Raw genomic sequence first — 19,614 nt, 5'->3', positions numbered from 1 at the left:
CTCCGGCCGGCGCGGCCCTCAACCCCTCCTCCGGCGGCGCGGGGCCTTCCCGGCCGCCGCCGGCGCCCCGGCGCCGTGGCCGCAGCGCCCGAGCTCCTCCCAGAGCGCCTACGCGACGACGCCGTGCGGCCGATCACGGCGGCGGATCACGAAGAGCTCCATGGTGTCGGCCACGAACTCGGGGACCTGCAGCGCCACGAGCTCACCCGCCGCCAGCGCGCCGGCGGCCACGTGCTCGGGCAGCCCGCCCCAGCCCATGCCCGCGAGGATGACCTCCTTCTTCGCCCCGACGTCGGTGACCGTCCAGCGCAGGCCGCCCTCCAGCACGTTCAGGGACGGCGAGGCGCTCCCCCGCGCGCTGTCGCGCAGGATGATCTGCGCGTGCGCCCGCAGCAGCGCGGGCGGGATCGGCGCGCCGCAGGTGGCCAACGGGTGATCGAAGCGCGCCACAGGGATCACCCGCACATCGCAGAAGCGCGCCGTCTCCACCGCTGAGCCGTCGATCCCGAGCTTCGTGGCGACCGCGAGATCGGCGCGGTCCTCGCGCAGCGCGTCGGCGGTGCCCGCCAGCCGCTCGGTGCCGAGCTCGATGCGCACCAGGGGATAACGCGCTTGCAGCCCCCGGAAGATGTCCATGATGGGGCCGAGCGGCGTCACCGCTTCGACGGCGAGCCGCACGATCGGCTCCGCCTTGCCCGAGAGGCGCATGCCGAAGCTGCGCAGCGCCTCGGTGCCCTCGATGACGGCCGCGGCGCGCTCATGGAACAGGCGGCCGGCGTCGGTGAGCGTGGCGCGGTACTCCCGGCGATCGAACAGCTCGACCCCCAGCTCGCGCTCGAGGTTGCGCACCAGCTTGCTCACGGCCGGCTGAGACTTGTGCAGCCGCGCGGACGCGGCGCTGAACGTGCCCTCGCCCGCGACGGCGAGGAAGGCGACGAGCTGATCGTAGGTCATGGCGGTGCCCCGCAGGATCAGAACCTGGAGTTATGGAGTTGATAGAAACATACCACTTTCTCGGTTCGAGGGGTGGTCCTAGGTTGTCGGTGCGAAAGGAGCGACACTCCATGTCCACCAGAATCGATCGCGTCATCATCACGGGCGCCAGCAGCGGTATCGGTCTCGACCTCGCAAGGCGCTTCCTGGCCGAGGGATCGAGCGTCGTCATGAACGGCCGCGACCCGGAGAAGCTCGAGCAGGCGCGGCGGAGCCTCGACGGCGGCGCGCGCGTCGTCGCCGTGCCGGGCCACGTCGGTGACCGCGCCACGGCGCGGGCCGTCGCCGCGGCCGCGCTCGAGCGGTTCGGCGGCGTCGACGTGCTGATCAACAACGCCGGGATCTTCGGCGTGAAGCCGTTCCTCGAGAGCACGGAGGAGGACCTGGAGCGGTTCTTCACCACCAACGTGAAAGGGACGTTCCTGATGACGCAGGCGGCGGTGCCGCTGATGATCGAGGGCGGCGGGGGCTCGATCATCAATGTCGGCACGGTGCTGGTGCAGCAGGCCATGGCGCGGATGCCGGCCGCGGCCGCCATGGCCAGCAAGGGCGGCGTCCACGCGCTCACCGTCTCGCTGGCCGCCGAGCTCGCCGCCCACAACATCCGCGTGAACACGCTGGCGCCCGGCGTCATCCGCACGCCGCTCATCGGCGAAGGCGCGGACTCGCTGGCCTCGATCCACCCGCTGCAGCGCGTCGGCGAGGTGCGGGATACGACGGAAGCGGCGCTGTTCCTGGCCAGGGCCGGCTTCGTGACAGGCACGACGCTCGACGTCGATGGAGGCTATTCCCATGGGCGCTGACGGCCGGCAGCACGTGCTCCTGATGGGGCTCCAGCTGGCGGACGAGACGTCCTACGCCCGCTACCGCGCCGGCATGATGCCGATCCTGCTGTCCCACGGCGGCGCGTTCGGCCACGATTTCGTCGTGGCGCGCGTGCTGAAGGGGGATGAGCGGATCAACCGCGTCTTCACCCTCCTGTTCCCCGACCGCGCGGCGCAGGAGCGGTTCTTCGCCGACCCGCACTACCGCGCCGTGCGCGCCGAGCTCTTCGAGCCGGCGGTCGCGGCGGTCTTCGTCCTCGGCGAGCTCGAAGCGACGGCGGGGTGATCGCTCGATCGCGGCTGGTCTCAAGGCGTGTAGACGATGTCGCCGTCGTTGAAGAAGCCGCCCGGGATCGAGACGCCGACCGCGCCGTAGTAGTTCACGTCGACGTAGTCGAGGCCCGCGCCTGGGCTGCCGTAGTCGACGAGCACGAAGCGGTTCGCCGCGGCGAACGTGCCGCCCGAGCTCCAGCACGTGCCATAACCGTCGAAGCTCCAGCTCGCGCCGCTCACGACGTTGGGGCGGAAGCGCAGGTAGCGACAGGTGACGGCGGCTTCACCGGGCTTGTGGATGACGATCGTGAAATGCCCCCTGAGCGAACCGTCGGCCTGCTGGCTGATCGAGCCCATGAAGCTGCCGTAATCGCGCACGCCCCAGCCGGAGAGCGTCGGCAGCGGACCGGCGGCCGCAGGGGACGTGAACGCGGTGACGGCCAGGCCGGCGGCCATCGTGATCGACATGACGAGGGAGCGGGTCGTGTTCGTGGGCAGCATCGTATCTCCTTGGACGTTGTGGGGAGCCTCGCGCGGCTTCCTTCGTGCCGAGACCAGGCGGACACTCGCATGAGCCGTACCAGCGCCGACGAGGCGGGTGGATCGAGCGGGAGAGGCTGCTTCAGCCGAGATCCTGGCGGCGGCGCGGAGCGAGGGGCGTGGGCTGGAGGGGCGCGCCTCCACGGCCGGCGGTGACTCGCGGCACCACCGGCGGCGCGCGAGCCGCGGTGCCTTGGTAAGAGGGCGTCACGAGCAGGCTTCGCTCTGACAAGCAGGCTTCATCATGTCCTCGCTGCACGACACGGCGGTGCGCCTCGCGGAGTGGAGAGCATCCGTGATATGCGGGTTCACCACGCCCCTCCCCGAGCACGCCCGCGTCGTCAACACCGGCGCGGCCTCGGGCCTCGGACGAGCGCTCGCTCTCGAGCTCGCGAGTCGTCGCGCGAAGCTGCTCCTCGCCGACCTCGACGACGGAGGATCCCAGGAGACTGCGCGCCCCGCCGCGCGTCGATTTCCTGAGCCGGGGGAGGCGTTCGGGTAGCATCGCGGCCGTGCCCCTGCTGCGTCCGCTCGCCCCGCCGTACGATCCGCTCGACTGGGCGAAGCGGCCGTTCCCCGAGCGCGCACGCATGGTCTGCGAGGCGTGGGCGCTGCAGGGCTCCGGCGCGCCGCTCGCCGTCTACGTGCTCCACGCGGTCAAGCTCGCCCTCTATGCCGGCGCCTGGGTCCTGTTCTGCAGCACCTCGCCGAGCCTCGGCGGCCTCTCGACGATCGGCGACTGGTGGTTGCGCCCGCTCGCGTTCCAGAAGGCGATCCTGTGGAGCATGCTGTTCGAGGGCCTGGGCCTCGGCTGCGGGTTCGGTCCGCTCAGCGGACGCTACGCCCCGCCCGTCGGCGGCGCCCTCTACTTCCTCCGCCCCGGCACCACGAAGCTCGCGCTGTTCGCGCGCGCGCCGCTCCTCGGCGGCACGCGGCGCACCCCGCTCGACGTCGCGCTCTACCTCGCGCTGCTCGCCCTGCTCGTGCGCGCGCTGCTCGCCCCCGCGCTCGGCGCCTCGCACCTCGTGCCGATCGCCGCGCTCGTGCCGGTCCTCGCCGTCGCCGATCGCACCATCTTCCTCGCGCTGCGCGCCGAACACTACTGGACCACCGTCGTCGTGTTCGCGGCCACCGCCGACTGGATCGGCGGCGCAAAGGCGGTCCAGCTCGCGCTCTGGCTCTGGGCCGGCGTCTCGAAGCTCAACCACCACTTCCCGACCGTCGTGTGCGTGATGACGAGCAATAGCCCGTTAGCCCGCTTCGCGTGGCTGCGGCGGCGCATGTACGTCCGCTATCCGGACGACCTGCGCCCGTCGCGGCTCGCGATCGCGATGAGCCACGCCGGCACCGCGCTCGAGCTCGGCGTGCCCATCGTGCTCGCGCGCTCGACCGGCCAGACGACGATCGCCGTCGGCATCGCGATGGCGCTCGCGCTCCACGCCTTCATTACGAGCAATGTGCCGATGGGCGCGCCGATCGAGTGGAACCTGATGGTGGTCTACGGCGTGTTCGCGCTGTTCTGGGCCCACCCCGGCGCGTACCCGTTCGACGTCGGCCCGCCGCTGCTCGGCGCGCTCCTCGCGATCATGCTCGTCGCTGTTCCGCTCCTCGGCAACATCGCGCCAGGGCGGATCTCGTTCCTGCTCGCGATGCGGTACTACGCCGGAAACTGGCCCTATAGCGTGTGGCTGTTCCGCGGCGACAGCTATCGCAAGCTCGACCGGCTCGTGAAGGCCGCGCCGTGGATCTACGACCAGCTCGGCCGGTTCTACGACCGCGCCACGTCGGTCGGCCTCGTCGGCAAGGTGCTCGCGTTCCGCCTCATGCACCTCCAGGGCCGCGCGCTGCCGGTCCTGCTGCCGAAGGCGATCGAGGGCCCGCTCCACGAGTACGAGTACCTCGACGGCGAGCTCGTCGGCGGCCTCGCGCTCGGCTGGAACTTCGGCGACGGCCACCTGCACCGCGATGGCTTGCTGCGCGCGATCCAGGACCAGTGCGGCTTCGCCCCAGGCGAGCTGCGCTGCATATTCGTCGAAAGCCAGCCGCTCGGCGGCGCGAAGATGGCGTATCAGATCCACGACGCTGCCTCCGGCCTGCTCGACGCCGGCGAGCTCGACGCGCGCGAGCTGCGTGGGCGCCAGCCGTGGGCGGGCCCGTGACCGACGTGGACGCCGTCGTCGTCGGTCCGCGCAGCTGATTGCGATCCTACGGGCTCGACTAGCTTTCACCCCTATCTGGCCAAGAGGCTGCGACTGATCACTGGAGGCCGCAGTCCATCCATGAGGAGGTCCAACAGGCGACTGGCAAGAGCTCCTCGCTGGGGCTTGGGGGCCACCGTGAAGATGCCGATGAGACTCGCGGCGATGTCTTCGGCGGTGACGTCTCGGCGGAGGTCACCCACCGCGCGGCCGGCGTCGAGCATTGTGGTGATGGCCGCGAGCAGCTCGATTCGGGTCTGGTCGTGGGCGATCTCGCCTGTCTCGATCATCGCCAGCAGCGTGTCGAGCATGCCGTTCTTGGTCGCGATCCAGTCGCCGAACAGGTCCATCCAGCGCCGCATCGCCGCGGCCGGCGGCAGTCGGTCGAGCAGCTCGCGGGCGCCGGTCGTCAGCCGCACGACCTGGCTCCGGTAGACCGCATCGACCAGCGACTCTCTGGTGGGGAAGTGCCGGTAGAGCGTGGCGATGCCGACCCCGGCCTCGCGGGCGATCGCACGCATCGACGGCTCGGTGTCAGCCGACGCGAACACGCGGGTCGCCACCGCGAGCAACTGATCGCGGTTACGGGTTGCGTCCGCCCGTGGTGCGCGGCTCTCCGCCTCAGTCAAAACGGAGCGCGCTCCGTTTTTTGTGTTGCGGTCATCCATGGAAACGGAGCATAGTCCGTTTCAGTGCGTTCCGTCGTTCCAAGGGGACAGGGGACAGGAGAGCATGCAGAAACTGAGCGATCAGCTGTCGACGAGCGGGAGCCGGGCGGTCCGGCTCGATTCCTTCGGCGGCCCCGAAGTCCTGGAGATCTGTGAGGTTCCAGCTCCGCAGGCCGGACCGGGACAGGTCCGTGTTCGGGTCACCGCGGCCGGGCTGAACCCGATGGACTGGTTCATGACCGCTGATGCGGACACCGCCGTCCGGTTCGGCTTGAGCCTGCCGGCCGGGTTCGGGACCGACTACGCGGGAGTCGTCGACCAGGTCGGTGACGGGGTGACCGGCTTCGCACCTGGCGACCGGGTGTTCGGCGGCGCCCTGTCCCGCGCGGTCGCCGACTTCGTGGTGGTCGACCCGACCGGGGGCATCGCGGCGAACGAGGCCCATCACACCCCCGACGGCGTCGACGACCGCACCGCCGCCACCCTCACGATCGCCGGACGCACGGCGTCCGCCGCCCTGGCCGTTGTCGAGCTTGGGCCGGACGACACCGTGTTGATCGGCGGCGCGGCGGGCGGAGTCGGGGTATTCGTCGTCCAGATGGCCCGGATCGCAGGGGCGCGCGTGATCGGGACGGGATCGGCGACATCGGCCGATTTCCTGCGCGCTCTCGGAGCCGAGCCGGTCGCCTACGGCGACGGCCTGGCGGACCGGGTCCGTGCCCTCGCTCCCCGCGGTATCACCGCTGCGATCGACCTTCATGGAATGGAGACGGCGCACGCCGCAAGGGCACTCGGCGTCCCTGACACGCGCATCACGACCATCGCCGCCCAGGTCGACGGGATCACACCAACCAACGGCGCCAACGCCGCCCCCGGCGCCCTGGAAAAGCTCGCTCGCCTGATTGCGACCGGCCGACTCCGGGTACCCATCGCCGCAAGCTTCCCGGTCGAGCAAATCCGCGCCGCGGTCGAGCTCCAGGCCGGCCGGCACGTGAAGGGCAAGGTCGTCATCGACCTCTAGGAAAACGGCCTGCTCCTCTCACCCGTCGCCTCAGCCGCGCTGCGTCGCCATTGCGCGCTCGCAGCGGCCCCAGGCGCTCGCCGCGGCCCCAGGCGCTCGCAGCGGCCCCAGGCGCGCTCGCAGCGGCCCCAGGCGGCACCGGGGCTGCGCAGAAGCGGATCGTCTTGGCGAAATCATCGCCGGGCCCGATCGCTCTGTTCCAGCATTCGTGGAGCGGCGGGGCGGCGATGCCCCGCTGGCCCTCGACGCGCCCGGTCCCCGCGCAATCATCGAAGCCGAGGAACTTGATGCGGGAACTCTCGGTCTCGTCCGCGTTCGCGGTTCTGGGGTACCCGGCCATGTTCGATCGCCCGAGGAGGAAGACGTGAAACACGGGCTCGGCCGGGCCTCCGCCGCTGCTCCTGCCTCAGCATGACGACCTGGTCCTGGACAGCGCCGAAGCAGCGCCTCGGAGACAAATGTGAACGTTCACAAATCGACCGTCAATTCGAAACGACCGCCCTCGCGCTCCGAGGGCTACAGGTCTCCTCCCGGAGCGCCGCGTCGAGAAGGACGGGCATCGGGCCGCGGTCACGCAGGCGCCGCAGCGCCGCAACACCGGCGCGCGGCGGCGCGACCTCGAGCTGGCGATGCGGTCGCCACGCGCCGCGCCGCGCGCCAGCCGCCGATGCGCCGATCGGCTTCGAGCTCGTCGATGGGGCCGGCGATGATCTCGGTAAGGCGCCCGCCCCTCTAGCCGCAATACCGGTCAGTCAAGGCGGCCGCTGGCGGCCGGCGCCCGCGCAAGTGCGCGAAATTACTCGGCGCCACCGGTCCGCGAAGCGCTCAACTGACCGGCATTGCCTCTAGCCGCGGCGCTCCGGAGGAGCCCGCCAGCCTCCTGATCCCTCGGGATCGAGGCACTTACAGACCCGTCGTTTGGCATTGACGGTAGCCATGTGATCGTTCACATTCCCGCCGAAGGGTATCCCTGTTGCTGCGACTTGCTCGGGTCGCCATGCGTACCGAGGCATTCGTCGTCTGAACGATTTTTTGCACCAGCTCTGTTCGCTCGGTCGTCGCGGAAGCGATCGCTGAACGATGGGGATTGGCATCGGGCCGAGGGGGCTCCACCAGAGAACACGGCATACCGCGCTTGTTCGGCGGCTGTCGTGACATCTCGAGTGCTGTTCACCGGAGATGATTCTTCAAAGATCCGGCTGTGCTGGCGACGTGGCCGGATCACGACGCCTCGCGGTGTCTGTCTCGTTCTGCGCGATGACGGGGCACCTGATCCATCGGTTTCCTTTGCCCCCGTTCCTGGTGACGCTCGCGGGCACGTTCTTCGCCCGCGGCGCGGCGTTCCTCGTCAGCACGCAGCCCATCGGCATCGATCACATGGTTGATTCACCAACTCCGAAGAGCGGTCTGAGCAGCGCTTGATCGCGATGGTGCGACGGCTGCTGAGTGGACAAAGAGGAGACCTCGTCGCTGTGTGGCGCGGCGCGGTCTCGTTTTGAGCTTCCTGGATACAACGCATCCGAGATCTGAAAGGATCTATCATGAGCAAGAGAATCCTGCAGTACCGGCGCTCGCTCTCGGGCGTCACCGCGTTGACTGTTTCGCTCCTGTTTGGAGCCCTCGCTCCAGGGGTGGCGTCCGCCGCGGACCCCGTCGAGAAGCTGCAGGAGTTCGAGCTGGACGAGGTGAGCGTGACCGACGCGTACTACCAGAACATCTCTTCGAAAGAGATCGCGTACATCATGAGCCTCGACCCCAACCGACTTCTGGCGGGCTTCAAGGCGGTGTCGCAAGGAAAGGACCCTGGGAATTCGCCCGGCCTCACTCTCTACGGCGGGTGGGAGGGTGGCTGGAGCCTTCTGCGCGGGCACACGATAGGCCACTACATGTCCGCCATGGCGCAAGCGTACAAACAGCTGAACGGCTCCGACGCGGAGCGAAGCGCCGCCATCGCGCAGAAGATCGACTACACGATCAGCCAGTTGAAATCATTTCAAGACGCGAGTCCCAAAGGATACCTGTTCGCGTCGCCGGAGACGCACTTCGACGTCGTCGAGGGGAAGGCCAGCGGCTCCAGCTGGGCGCCATGGTACACGATGCACAAGATCATCGCGGGCCTCATCGACGTCTACAAGTTCGAAGGAAATGCGACAGCCCTCGAAATCGCGAGCAAGCTGGGGGACTGGACGTACAATCGCAGCTCAACCTGGAACGCGGACCTTCGAAGGAAGGTCCTGGGCGTCGAGTACGGCGGCATGAACGACTGCCTGTACGATCTGTACAGGCTGACGAACAAAGCCAATCACCTGGCGGCAGCCCACATCTTCGACGAGGACTCGCTCTTCACTCCGATTTCTCAAGGCAACAACATCCTGCCAGGCAAGCACGCCAATACGCAGATCCCCAAGTTCATCGGCGCCCTGAACCGCTATCGGACGCTGGGCGAAGCGGAGAACTTCTACTACTCCGCGGCAGAAAAGTTCTGGACCATCGTGCTGAGGGATCACACCTATGTCACCGGTGGGAATAGCCAGCTCGAGCACTTTCACGAGCCCGGGAAGCTGGACGCGCAACGGGACAATGTCAACAACGAGACGTGCAACGCGTACAACATGCTGAAGCTCTCGAGAGGGCTCTTCAAAGCCACGGGGGACGTCAAGTACGCCGACTACTACGAGCAGACCCATCTCAACGAAATCATGTCTGCCGTCAATCCGACGAACGGAATGACGACCTACTTCAAGCCGATGGGAACAGGGTACTTCAAGGTGTTCGGCAAACCGGAGGACACTTTCTGGTGCTGCAACGGAACCGGCATGGAGAACTACACCAAGCTCAATGACAGCTTGTACTTCCATGACGACACGGATCTGTACGTCAACATGTTCCTCAGCTCGACGTTGTCCTGGTCCGCGCGGGGTCTGTCGTTGAAACAGACCTCGAATTTCCCGCTCTCCGACAAGGCGGTTTTCGAGATTACCGCTGCCCCGGCCGATGCGGTCACGATCAACTTCAGAAAGCCCTCCTGGGTTGCTCGGTGCCAGCCCGTGACGATCACGGTCAACGGTCAGGCATGCGACGCGACGGAGGCGAACGGCTACCTCACGGTAGGTCGCACCTGGAAGCCCGGAGACAAGGTGGAGCTCACGCTGCCAATGGAGGTGAAGGTGTCGAGGCTCCCCGACAACCCCAACGCGGTGGCGTTCGTCTACGGACCGGTCGTCTTGAGCGCCGGCCTCGGGACGGAGAGGATGCTGTCGGAGCCCCAGTGGGCATCCGAGAAGGCTACCATTCCGGCTGGTGTCGTCATCAAAGACACCATCGGCATCAACAACGGCATCACGATCAACGAGTGGATCGCCGACATCGAGAACAACTTGGTTCAAACCCCGGGCAAGGCGGAATTCACGCTGCGGAACACAGATTCCAATAGCACGTTGACGTTCACTCCGCACTATCAGCGGTACGCAGACAGGTACGGCATCTACTTCCGTCTCACGGGGACGGCGGGCCAAAACATCCCGGACACCGGCGAATGCTCGCCCCCTCCTGGAGCTGGCACGCTGTGCGATAGCGTCTCGTCTTCGGATAGCGTCGGATCGGCTGGCAGCGGTTCGACCGCCAGCAGCTCGACCGCCAGCAGCTCGACCGGCAGCAGCTCGACCGGCAGCGGCTCGACCGGCAGCGGCTCGACCGGCAGCGGTGCGACTGGCGGCCCGTCCGAGGGCAGCTCCGGTGGATCGGGGGGCGCGGATGGTGGCACCACGGACCAGGGCAGTTCGGGTTGTTCCTGCAGTGTCGGTCGTGATTCGTCGGAACGCTGGGACTTCGCCGCGCTGCTCGGCCTTGGCCTGGTCGCGTGGCGCCGGGGGAGACGTCGTGAGGCGCCGCAGGGGTCGCGGAGCTCTGGTGCGCGATAAGCCTCCACATCTGGCCGCGCCGCGGCGAGAGCCGCATGTGGGGCCTGGGGCGCCTGAGGGGCAGTCCCGTCGTCCGTGTCCCTCGTGGGCGCCTAGGTAAAAGAAGCCGGAGCGCAGCGCGAAGAAGTGTCGCGCAGCAAACCGAACGGGTGGGACCGCGAGCGTCGTGATGGCTCGGTCCTGGGTCGAAAGAGCGTGGTCCGGGCGGCGCCGAGCGCGCTACGGGGCGCATCGGCGTGCCGTGCGCACACGTGTCCGTCCGGGCGTTGGTCTGGCCCGGGAGGCGGTGAGGGCGCGTTTTCGCCGCGAATTTCGACAACCCGCCGGGCTATCGCCCATGGCGGAGCGGCGGGCCGGGGGGCGGCGGGCCGCGGCGCTCGCTGCCGCGGCGGCGGAGGCGCTCGCCGAGCACCCGGCTCGCGCTCGATATGTCGGCGCGCGAGAACGCAGAGCCGCGCAGCGTTGCAGGAGGAGATCATCCGGGTGGAGCAGACGGCTAGCGGAGCTGTCCACACCGATGATCCCGATCACCGAGCAGGTGATGGTCAAGCCTCTCATCGGGACCATGGATGAGCTCGGCACGCGACCGCAGCGCGCGGGCGATCCCAGGAGAGCCTGCGGGCACTGGCGAGCGGCAAGGCTCCGGCAGCGAGTCGACGCGAGCGGCGGGCTCGACGTTCGGCCCAAGCTTGCTCACCCCTCCGGCGCCACCGGCAGCCCGAGCAGCCGGCCGATCGCTTCGTGAACGATCCGGGCAGCCACCTCATCCCCGAGGGCGACGGCGTGGCTCAGGGTGCTGGCGAGCGAGGCGATCACGGCCGCCCGAAGCGACGGCTCGGTCACGGCGAGCTCCCCAAGCCCAGAGCTTGCGCAGGCCCGCGTGCCCGGCCCGCTGGACGAGCTTTGGAGGCGCCGACGCGGCGCCTGCGCGCTCTCGTCCGTGTGGCCGCGGATCGAGCCGGTGATCATCGCCGGGTAGCGGTCGAGGTCGCCACGCGCCGAGGCGGGAGCCATGAACGCGGCGGGCAGAGGATTTCAGATCTGCCGCACCTGGCGCCGCGCCCAACGGGGTGGGCTTCTGGTAGCCTCCGCCGCGCCGCCGACCGACCGGCGGAAACGAACGGAGAAAGAGACACCACCATGGCCATCGTTCTTTACCACCACCCGTTTTCGCGCGCCGCCAACACTGTGTGGATGCTCGAGGAAGTCGGCGTCGAGTACGAGCTCAAGTTCGTCGACATCATGGCCGGCGACCAGAAGAAGGAGGACGTCACGAAGCTCAATCCGATGGGCAAGCTGCCCTTGCTCGTCGACGGCGGCACCGTCGTCACCGAATCCGCGGCGATCGGCCTCTATCTCGCGGATCGCTATGCCCCGGGCCGCCTCGCGCCGAAGCTCGACGACGCGGCGCGCGGCGCTTATTTTCGCTGGTCGCTCTTCGCCCCCTCGGTCATCGAGCCCGGCTCGATGGCCAAGGCCGGCAACTGGGAGTTCCGCGCCGGCTCCGCCGGTTGGGGCAACTACGACGACATGCTCGCGACGATGGAATCGGCCATCGCTGGCCGTGACTTCGTCCTCGGCAAGGAGTTCTCGATGGCCGACGTCATCTTCGGCGGCACCATCGCGTACATGCTCGACTTCAAGATGCTCGAGCCGCGCCCGAGCTTCACCGGATACGCCGAGCGGGTCAAAGCCCGCCCGGCGTACGCGAAGAGCGAGGCGCGCAACAAAGCCGTGATGGACGAGCGCGGCCTCAAGATGCCTGGGGCTTAGAGCGCCCTGAAGGATTGAAGCGGAGCGCCTCGGCGAGCGCCGTAGGAGCGCCGCGTCCTCTTCCTGCGCTGTGCGCTACGGCGACGTGGCAAGAGAGCCTATCCGCTGCGGCATTACCCACTTCGTCATCGATCGCGGTATAGGCATCGTAGAGCTGGCGCGCGCCCTGGAGGCGCGCGGCTTCGACTCGCTCTACCTCCCCGAGCACGCCCACATCCCGGTGAGCCGACGCACGCCTCACCGCCGGTGGCGAGCTCCCCGACGACTACAGGCGCACGCTCGATCCCTTCGTCGCGCTCTCGGCGGCGGCCGCCGTGACCTCGCGCATCCGCCTCGGCACCGGCATCTGCCTCGTCGCCCGGCGCGACCCGATCGTCACGGCGAAGGAGGTCGCCACGCTCGATCTCGTCTCGGGCGGTCGCTTCGGCTTCGGCATCGGCGTCGGCTGGAACGAGGACGAGGCGATTAACCACGGCGTCGACTTCCGCCGCCGCCGGGCGCTGTGGAGCGACGAGTTCGCCTCCTTCGAGGGCGAGCTCGTCCACCTCCCGACGCGGCGCTCGAGCTTCCCCCCTTCGTCGCGAAGGGGGAGAGGGAACCGGCGCTGCGCCGACGATCACGCTGGCGTTGATCGGGCGCTTGCGCTACGGACGGTCATGTTTCCGGCGAGCCCCTGGCCTTGCACAGGTCTGGAGAGTGATGCAGACGCAAAGCGTCGATTTGAGCCTTGCGCTATATGAAGGTGATATATGCGTTTTCGGCGACATGGAACAGATGTTACGGCTGTGACGATTCACATATCGAGCACCGAAGGGAACTCTTCGGCCAGCCTCGGGATCGCCGATGTTCCACGCCCGGATGGTGTTCCCAGAATAACGAGCAGTGATCCTGATGTAATTAGCGTCGACGGCACACCTCGCATACGCGCCGTTGGCAATTTTTCGTTTTACCTCAAAGCCCTTGCTACAACATCAGGTAGCGGCCCTGTAACGGTGACTGCGGAGACACGGTCCGGAATCCAGGCGACACTAAGGGTTGTGGTCGACGTTGCGATAGAATTGCCGGATCCTGCCACTGAAGCTGGAGCTGTCGCCAGACTGTTGATGTCGGAGGCCCGCGGTCCTTCCCACGCAGACTACCTGGCAGCAGACACATTGGACAGTATGGGGTGGATGCAACGGGTTCTGGAGAATCGATTGGCGAGCGATCCTTCTCAGTTCGGGGCGCCCGGGGCGAGAAATTTGATCGACATCATTCGCGCCGCCAATCAGTTTGATGGGTTCTCCGATTATCCGAACCACGATCAGGGGGTTCGTCGTCGGCTGCAGCAGATGGTCAATATCGCGAACAACGACAACGATCGAATGCAGTCGGATTTTCGAAATTTTATACAGAATGCAATTGATGTGGCTCGGTTGCGGGTCGCCATCCGGGACCCAAGTTCAACAGGCTTGTTCGGGTGGAGAGCCGCAGGGACTGGAAGTCCAGGGCCCAGATTCGCGAGATTTCGCACGTTGGCTGGGAACACGTTCTTTACGTTGCGGCCATGATTGAAGCCTTATGAACTGAGATTCTTGCCTGCATGCATGGGCGCACTCCGGCGGTGGCCAGTAGCGAGCCGCGCCAGGAAGCAGGGGCATGGTGCAGTTGCATGTAGCGCTGTCGAGGCATCGATGTGCCGTCTCGCATCGGATGGTGGGGCAACGGCGGCGCCGGCAACCGTGGCAGCGGCGGCGGCAACGACGTCGGCGGCCCGCGCGCGCCCCCGCGAGCGTGTACGTGGCGCCCGACGACCACGGCGACGCGTGCTCGTGCTCCGCGAGCGGTCGGCGTCGACGTGGTCGGCCGCGAGACCGCTGAGCACCACCACCCGATCGTGCGCCTCGTCGTAGGCCCCGCCCTGCATGAACAGGCAGCTGTTGGCGTCGGCCACGTGGCTCCAATCGCGGCGGGTCGAGGGCCAAGGTGAGCGAAGCGACGTCGTCTCGTAGGGTTTGCGGCCGCGTGGAGCAGCCGATGACCGCGAGGACGGCGAACGCAGCAGAAGCACGCAGTCACGCAGGAAATATTCAGTACCGATGCAACCCTGAGCGGAACCGATACCGGGAGATTCGAGCGTCTCTCACCCTGTAAGACTGGAGCTTTCCTGCAAGGTCGCCGCACCATCGGGCGCCTCGGAGCGCAAGGGCGGGCTGATCCGTGGTAGGGCGAGCCCCGGGAGGCGCGTCGCGAGACGCTATACGGCGTCACCGAGCGCCTTGCGGCGCACAACGGTGCTTTTCCAGTACGGTGGTCGCCGCGTGGACGCTGGGGGAGCGTGCTGGAACATCGGTCGGCTCGCCGAGCGCGCAGAGGAAGCGGACGATGTTCCGGGGCTCAGTGACCATGGCGGCACGGTTTCCGCATCGGCCGCGGCAACATGACACGCTGGCAGTACGATTGTGGTCGGGCAGTCCGGCGCCCACCCCTCTTAACGCGGCGCTCCGAAGGAGCCCTGCCAGCCATGTCCTGCCACGGGCCCGAAGATCCCCGAGGGCCGGTCGATTGGAATTGACACCGGCAATGTGAGCGTTCACATTCCAGTCGAGGGTCATCCTTTTGTTTCGGTCTGCTCGGGTCCTCCTGAGTACCGAGCTCTTCGTCAATCTGATCCATTTGATCGATTTTTACACCGATCCTGTTCGCTGGGTCGTCGCGGAAGCGATTGCTGATCGATGGTGATCGACGTTTTGCCAAGAGCGATCCAATCCAGGGAGGCGGATCCCGTAAGGAACGCTCTGTCACCTGAGGTGAGTGTGGCGAGTCGCCCTTGGTACGCTCGAAACGTTTTGTTTCCCTTTCACCTGATTCCGGCACGTAGGAGACCTGTGATGCAAGTTCAAACGTTCAGCCGACTCGCCTTTTGTGTCACCCTTGCGAGTTGGGTCGCGATTTCGTGCGCCCCCGCCGAGTCCGACTCGAACAACGACGGAGGGGGCGGAGCGACGGCGACCGGTTCCGTCAGTAGCACGAGCGGCAGCGGCGTTGCGACCTCTAGCGGCAGCACGAGCAGCAGCACGAGCGGCAGCGGCGTTGCGACCTCCAGCGGCACCACCGCGGCCGGGACTGGCGGTGACAACAGCGGCGGGAGTGGCGGGGCTGAGCCGACCGGCAGCGGCGGTACCGGCACGGGCGGCTGGCCCGAAGGAGCCATTCCCCTGGGGAACGCGCCTGTGCGGAGCGCGGGGTGCGGCAAGGCAACCACGCTGACGAGCAAGGAGTATACGATCTCGAGTTCGGGCCAAAATCGCGTGTACTACGTCGATATGCCCCGCAACTACGACATGAACAAGCCCTACCGGCTGTTCTACACCTCGCATTGGATCGGCAGCCGCTACCAAGACGTCAAGGGGCAAGACTTCTACTTTCTCAAACCGCAGCTGGAGGCCGACGGCGAGCAAGCCATCTTCGTGGCCCCCTCCTCGGACGGTGCAACGTGGCAAGAGAAGGACCACGCGCTGTTCGACGACATCATGGCGCTCATGAATGAAAGTGTCTGCTACGACACGACGCGCGTGTTCGCGACCGGCTTCAGCTTCGGAGGGATGATCACCTATTCGCTGTCGACGAACCATCAAGCGGAGATCCGTGCGGCCGTGGGCATCGCCCCGGCCAACTACAACATCTGGTTGCCTGAAAAGACACATAAGCCCATTGCTTGGATGCACACGACGGGCATGAGCGACGGGACTTGCCCCTGGGTGAACAACGAAGGTCAAAAGAAAGGGTCCAAGTTCATCGCCCTCGAAAAAGCCGAAGACAACGGCTGCACGATCCCGAACAACATCCCGACTTCAAACGGCGCGTACAGCTGCTTCGATTTCCAGGATTGCGATCCGGAACATCCGACGCGGGTGTGCACCTTCGGCGGCGGGCACACGAACATCGACGGCAATCCCAACTGGATTCCCATCGAGTCGTGGAAGTTCTTCAAGCAGTTCTGACCGACGTCCTCGGCGCGGACGGGACCCTCGCCCGCGCGTAGCGCCGCGCTCGCGGCGCCGACATGGCGCCCTTCCCCCTTGGGTTTCAGGGATTGAACGTCGCGACGAAGATGTCGGAGCCGCCGGCGTGGTGGATGGGGCCGGTCCCGAAGTCGACCGCCGCGCTCGCAGCCCCTGTGAGGGCGATCACGCCGCTCGGCGAGATCGTGATGCCATGTGCGCTGGCGCCGAAGCCGAGGGTCCAGAGCTCGGCGCCGCTCGGGTCGAGCTTGGCGAGCCCGTCTCCGGCGACGACGATGTTACCAGCGGAGTCGAGCGCGAGCGCGTCGCCGAAGGGGATCGAGTCGCTGAACACGTGGGCACCCGCGGCGTCCAGCTTGAGGAGCACGGGGCCGGCGGGCAGCACGCCGCCGCCGAGATCGACGGTCCCGTCCGTGGTGCCGGCCACGAAGACCTCGTCAGCCGCATTGACGGCCACCGACCAGTCCGCCTTCCACGCGCCGCCAGGGGGGATCGACGGATCCGGCGCGAACGGGCGGCTCCAGAGCACGGCGCCGGTCGGGTCGAACTTGCTGACCGTGAGATACCCTGCGTCGGCCTGCGGTGCGGTCACGGTCAGCGCGTTGCCCGCGCTGTCGATCGCGAGATCGGCGTGGTATTCCAGGGTAGTGAAATAGTGCTCCTCGTCGGGAGGGGGCGTGATCCTGTGTTTCCAGAGGACATCGCCGCCAGGGCTCAGCTTTAACAGATAGGCACCGTTCGCCCAAAGGTCGGCGTAGACCAGGTAGGTGTTGCCGAGCGCATCGACGGCGATACGCTCGGGAACGCTGTAGCTGTCGAGCGCGTCCGACGTGTAGATGGGCGCTTGACTCCAGATGGCCTTGCCATCGCGGTCGAGCTTGGCCACGAAGCCTACGGTATTGTAGTCCGGCTCGAAGGGGGGGAGGCACTGGTTCAACACCCTAGCGACGCCACCCGAGTATGTGCCGGCGAGCAGGAGGTCGCCGTCGCCATCGACGGCCATGACGAGCGGGTGGCCGCTGGGCAGGCGTTCACTCCAGAGCGGCGCGCCCGATGGATCGAGCTTGAGCAGGAAGTGGCTTCCGGGCGGGGAGGTCAGAGGGCCCGCGCCGAAGTCGACGGTTCCTGTGAAGGTGCCGGCGACATAGTAGTTGCCTGCGGCATCGCTCGCGATGTTCAGGCCCTGGTCGGCGCCGGTGCTGCCGAACCCGCGCGCCCACGACAGCATGGGACAATGGGGGTCGCCGTCGCAGTTCTCGTCCTCCGGCGTGGAGCAGAGCTCCTCGGCGGGCGTCACCTCGCCCACGCAGGCGCCGAAGCCAAGGCCGTTGGGCCGGCAGGTCTGCGTCCCCGCAGCGCAGGGTCCGACGCCCCTGGTCCCGGCAGGGCCGGAGTAGCACGCGATGACCGAGCCCGGCGCGCACGTCTCGGACGGGTCTCCGCCGCCGCCGTCGCTGCCTCCTCCCTCGCCGCTGTCGCCGCTCGCCGGCGGATTGAATGTGGCAACATAGATATCCCAGCCTTCTGTATACTCGATCGGGCCGGTCCCGAAGTCCACAGGGCCACTCACAACGCCGGTGACGGCGACCGCGCCGTTCGGGGAGATGGCTATGTTCGCTACAGAGGCCGCGAAATCGCGCGTCCAGAGCTCGGTGCCGCTCGGGTCGAGCATCGTGAGCCCACCCCCGCCGAGGAAGATGTTGTCCGCGGGGTCGATCGCGATGTTGCCGGTGTGGCGGACGGGCTGGGTGAACACCTCCTCGCCGTCCTGATCCAGCTTGATGAGAACCCCCTCGGCCAACACGAGGATCTCGCCCGCCGAGTTGACCGCCACCTTGCCACGGAAGTCGTAGTCGTCCAATCTCCGGGACCAGAGCAAATCTCCGTCCGGAGAGAGCTTTGAGACGTACGTGTAAAGGACAAGGTAGTTGCCATCGATACCTGCGTCATTCACTGTCACCACGTTGCCGGCGCTGTCGAGCGCGAGGTTCATGTGGAAGCTCGGGCTGCCCGGAGTGCTACGCCTCCAGAGGACATTGCCCATCGCGTCCAGCTTCACCACCGCTGTCGCGTCCTCCAACCCGATGGCGAGGTACGCGTCGCCGAGAGCATCGATGGCCACCTTCGTCGCCCAGGTAGGATGCGAAGGCCAGAAGCTGAATCCATCGCTCCAGATGTGATTGCCGTCGGGGTCGAGCTTGGCCACGAATTGCGCGGAACGATCGGGCGGAGCCGGCAGGGCGCACCCGCCGAAGCCGAGGTCCATGCCAATGCCAGAGAAGTCGTCCTCGTAGTTGCCGGCGAGCAGGACGTTGCCGTTTCCGTCGATGGCCAGGGCATCTCCTGTCTCGCGCAAGGGGGTGCCGAAGCGCTTGCTCCAGAGCGGCGCGCCCGAGGGGTCGAGCTTGAGGAGGAAGATGTCGCTGCCACCGGCGCTGGTCAGAGGGCCGGCGCCGAAGTCGACCGTTCCTTCGAAGGCGCCGAGGATGTAGTAATTCCCCATGGCGTCGACGGCGATTGTCGATGTGGGATCGGTGGGCTCGATGCCGAACCCGCGCGCCCAGGCGGCCGGTTGCGGGCAATGGGCGTCGCCGTCGCAGCTCTCGTCCTGGGGCGTGGCGCAGACCTCCGCAGCAGGGGTGATCTCACCCGTGCAGGGCCCGTAGCCGAAGCCGTCAGGACGACAGGTCTGCGTCCCGGCCGTACAGCGTCCGACGCCGTTGGTCCCCTCGGGGCCGGAGTAGCACGCGACGATGGATCCCGGCACGCATGTTGCCGGCGAGCCGCCGCTCCCGGTCGAGGTGCTCTCGTCGCCGCCGCCGTGGCCTGCGGAGCCGCCGCTGCCCGTGGCAGCGGAGCCGCCGCCGCCGTGGCCTGCGGAGCCGCCGCTGCCCGTGGCAGCGGAGCCGCCGTGGCCTGCGGAGCCGCCGCTGCCCGTGGCAGCGGAGCCGCCGCCGCCGTGGCTTGCGGAGCCGCCGCCGCCTCCTGTGCTTGCGGAGCTGTACCCGCCGGCGCCCGCGGCGCCGCCGCTGCTGCTGCTGCTGCCGGGCGCGCTCGGACCGCATTCATTCGTGGGGCCGAAGGCGGCGAGGAGCAGGGCGGCGGAGGCACGCCGGTGAAGCCCGGAAGTCGAACCGATGGACTCGAACGGTCTTGCCATGCCGCCTCTGATGCTCGAGGCAGACGCCGCATTCATGCCGCGAGCGAGCGACGACGCGCGTCCGGGGGGCCGAGGGATAAGGAGACGCAGCCACAGCGCCGTCTCCCGCGCGTGATTCGTGGCCACGCCACGCCTCGAACGACGCGATCATTGTTCTAGAAATGGTCGAGGACCCGATCACAAAGCAACCCCAAGTTGCTCTTTGTCCGCGCCCCGCGCCCGACCGAGCCGGCTCGTCCG

Annotated in this window: 15 protein-coding genes; 10 read left to right on the top strand and 5 right to left on the bottom strand. The window is 67.5% G+C overall.

Features of this window, described 5'->3' with window-relative positions:
• Positions 1 to 108 precede the first annotated feature (108 nt).
• Entirely contained in the window at positions 109 to 954 is an 846-nt protein-coding gene (locus POL72_RS32465) for a LysR family transcriptional regulator (protein WP_272100458.1), read from the bottom strand.
• 110 nt (positions 955 to 1,064) lie between these two features.
• On the opposite strand from POL72_RS32465, the gene POL72_RS32460 reads away from it, so the two are divergent.
• Positions 1,065 to 1,796, top strand: a complete 732-nt coding sequence (locus POL72_RS32460) for an SDR family NAD(P)-dependent oxidoreductase (RefSeq protein WP_272100456.1) — start codon at positions 1,065 to 1,067, stop codon at positions 1,794 to 1,796.
• Positions 1,786 to 2,103 carry a DUF1330 domain-containing protein gene (locus POL72_RS32455; protein ID WP_272100454.1) on the top strand — a complete coding sequence of 106 codons (318 nt, stop codon included), beginning with the start codon at positions 1,786 to 1,788 and terminating at the stop codon, positions 2,101 to 2,103. The genes POL72_RS32460 and POL72_RS32455 overlap by 11 nt, the downstream gene beginning before the upstream one ends.
• Positions 2,104 to 2,123: 20 nt before the next feature.
• Here the strand turns inward: POL72_RS32455 and POL72_RS32450 are convergent, their stop codons facing one another.
• Entirely contained in the window at positions 2,124 to 2,591 is a 468-nt protein-coding gene (locus tag POL72_RS32450) for a hypothetical protein (RefSeq protein ID WP_272100453.1), read from the bottom strand.
• Positions 2,592 to 2,874: 283 nt separating this feature from the next.
• Here POL72_RS32450 and POL72_RS32445 point away from each other — a divergent pair, with 283 nt between their 5' ends.
• Entirely contained in the window at positions 2,875 to 3,132 is a 258-nt protein-coding gene (locus POL72_RS32445) for a hypothetical protein (RefSeq protein ID WP_272100451.1), read from the top strand.
• A gap of 10 nt (positions 3,133 to 3,142) precedes the next feature.
• Positions 3,143 to 4,789 (top strand): DUF3556 domain-containing protein, encoded by a 1,647-nt coding sequence (locus tag POL72_RS32440; RefSeq protein ID WP_272100449.1) that lies wholly within the window; start codon positions 3,143 to 3,145, stop codon positions 4,787 to 4,789.
• 71 nt (positions 4,790 to 4,860) lie between these two features.
• Here POL72_RS32440 and POL72_RS32435 read toward each other — a convergent pair whose 3' ends face one another.
• A complete protein-coding gene (locus POL72_RS32435) occupies positions 4,861 to 5,496 on the bottom strand; it encodes a TetR/AcrR family transcriptional regulator (RefSeq protein ID WP_272100447.1) in 636 nt (211 codons plus the stop codon).
• 64 nt (positions 5,497 to 5,560) lie between these two features.
• On the opposite strand from POL72_RS32435, the gene POL72_RS32430 reads away from it, so the two are divergent.
• The 3 genes from POL72_RS32430 (at position 5,561) to POL72_RS32420 (ending at position 10,437) form a co-directional block, all read left to right on the top strand.
• Positions 5,561 to 6,517 (top strand): NADP-dependent oxidoreductase, encoded by a 957-nt coding sequence (locus POL72_RS32430; protein ID WP_272100445.1) that lies wholly within the window; start codon positions 5,561 to 5,563, stop codon positions 6,515 to 6,517.
• A 1,236-nt stretch (positions 6,518 to 7,753) separates the two neighbouring features.
• Entirely contained in the window at positions 7,754 to 7,939 is a 186-nt protein-coding gene (locus POL72_RS32425; protein WP_272100443.1) for a hypothetical protein, read from the top strand.
• A gap of 119 nt (positions 7,940 to 8,058) precedes the next feature.
• Positions 8,059 to 10,437, top strand: a complete 2,379-nt coding sequence (locus POL72_RS32420) for a beta-L-arabinofuranosidase domain-containing protein (RefSeq protein ID WP_272100441.1) — start codon at positions 8,059 to 8,061, stop codon at positions 10,435 to 10,437.
• A gap of 693 nt (positions 10,438 to 11,130) precedes the next feature.
• Here POL72_RS32420 and POL72_RS32415 read toward each other — a convergent pair.
• Complete coding sequence (locus POL72_RS32415; RefSeq protein ID WP_272100439.1) at positions 11,131 to 11,280, bottom strand: hypothetical protein; 150 nt, start codon at positions 11,278 to 11,280, stop codon at positions 11,131 to 11,133.
• A 297-nt stretch (positions 11,281 to 11,577) separates the two neighbouring features.
• Between POL72_RS32415 and POL72_RS32410 the strand changes: the two genes are divergently transcribed.
• The 3 genes from POL72_RS32410 (at position 11,578) to POL72_RS32400 (ending at position 16,193) form a co-directional block, all read left to right on the top strand.
• On the top strand, positions 11,578 to 12,210 hold the full coding sequence (locus POL72_RS32410; protein ID WP_272100437.1) for a glutathione S-transferase family protein: 633 nt from the start codon (positions 11,578 to 11,580) through the stop codon (positions 12,208 to 12,210).
• A gap of 314 nt (positions 12,211 to 12,524) precedes the next feature.
• Positions 12,525 to 12,950 carry an LLM class flavin-dependent oxidoreductase gene (locus POL72_RS52340; RefSeq protein WP_506377477.1) on the top strand — a complete coding sequence of 142 codons (426 nt, stop codon included), beginning with the start codon at positions 12,525 to 12,527 and terminating at the stop codon, positions 12,948 to 12,950.
• A 2,130-nt stretch (positions 12,951 to 15,080) separates the two neighbouring features.
• Positions 15,081 to 16,193 (top strand): CE1 family esterase, encoded by a 1,113-nt coding sequence (locus POL72_RS32400; RefSeq protein ID WP_272100433.1) that lies wholly within the window; start codon positions 15,081 to 15,083, stop codon positions 16,191 to 16,193.
• A gap of 85 nt (positions 16,194 to 16,278) precedes the next feature.
• On the opposite strand, the gene POL72_RS32395 is transcribed toward POL72_RS32400, so the two are convergent.
• Positions 16,279 to 19,374: an outer membrane protein assembly factor BamB family protein gene (locus POL72_RS32395; RefSeq protein WP_272100431.1), complete on the bottom strand. Its 3,096-nt coding sequence runs from the start codon at positions 19,372 to 19,374 to the stop codon at positions 16,279 to 16,281.
• Positions 19,375 to 19,614 lie beyond the last annotated feature (240 nt).

Origin of the sequence: Sorangium aterium (assembly GCF_028368935.1) — a bacterium.
Taxonomy (GTDB): Bacteria; Myxococcota_A; Polyangia; order Polyangiales; family Polyangiaceae; genus Sorangium; species Sorangium atrum.
The sequence above is the reverse complement of the archived record's forward strand: the minus strand, read 5'-3'. Positions and strand labels throughout refer to the sequence as shown.

Excerpts from the sequence above, each read along its gene's own strand:
- POL72_RS32395 (WP_272100431.1), bottom strand. The coding sequence starts at position 19,374 with ATGGCAAGACCGTTCGAGTCCATCGGTTCGACTTCCGGGCTTCACCGG.
- POL72_RS32410 (WP_272100437.1), top strand. The coding sequence starts at position 11,578 with ATGGCCATCGTTCTTTACCACCACCCGTTTTCGCGCGCCGCCAACACT.
- POL72_RS32420 (WP_272100441.1), top strand. The coding sequence starts at position 8,059 with ATGAGCAAGAGAATCCTGCAGTACCGGCGCTCGCTCTCGGGCGTCACC.
- POL72_RS32435 (WP_272100447.1), bottom strand. The coding sequence starts at position 5,496 with ATGGATGACCGCAACACAAAAAACGGAGCGCGCTCCGTTTTGACTGAG.
- POL72_RS32450 (WP_272100453.1), bottom strand. The coding sequence starts at position 2,591 with ATGCTGCCCACGAACACGACCCGCTCCCTCGTCATGTCGATCACGATG.
- POL72_RS32460 (WP_272100456.1), top strand. The coding sequence starts at position 1,065 with ATGTCCACCAGAATCGATCGCGTCATCATCACGGGCGCCAGCAGCGGT.
- POL72_RS32400 (WP_272100433.1), top strand. The coding sequence starts at position 15,081 with ATGCAAGTTCAAACGTTCAGCCGACTCGCCTTTTGTGTCACCCTTGCG.
- POL72_RS32430 (WP_272100445.1), top strand. The coding sequence starts at position 5,561 with ATGCAGAAACTGAGCGATCAGCTGTCGACGAGCGGGAGCCGGGCGGTC.
- POL72_RS32455 (WP_272100454.1), top strand. The coding sequence starts at position 1,786 with ATGGGCGCTGACGGCCGGCAGCACGTGCTCCTGATGGGGCTCCAGCTG.
- POL72_RS32445 (WP_272100451.1), top strand. The coding sequence starts at position 2,875 with ATGTCCTCGCTGCACGACACGGCGGTGCGCCTCGCGGAGTGGAGAGCA.
- POL72_RS32465 (WP_272100458.1), bottom strand. The coding sequence starts at position 954 with ATGACCTACGATCAGCTCGTCGCCTTCCTCGCCGTCGCGGGCGAGGGC.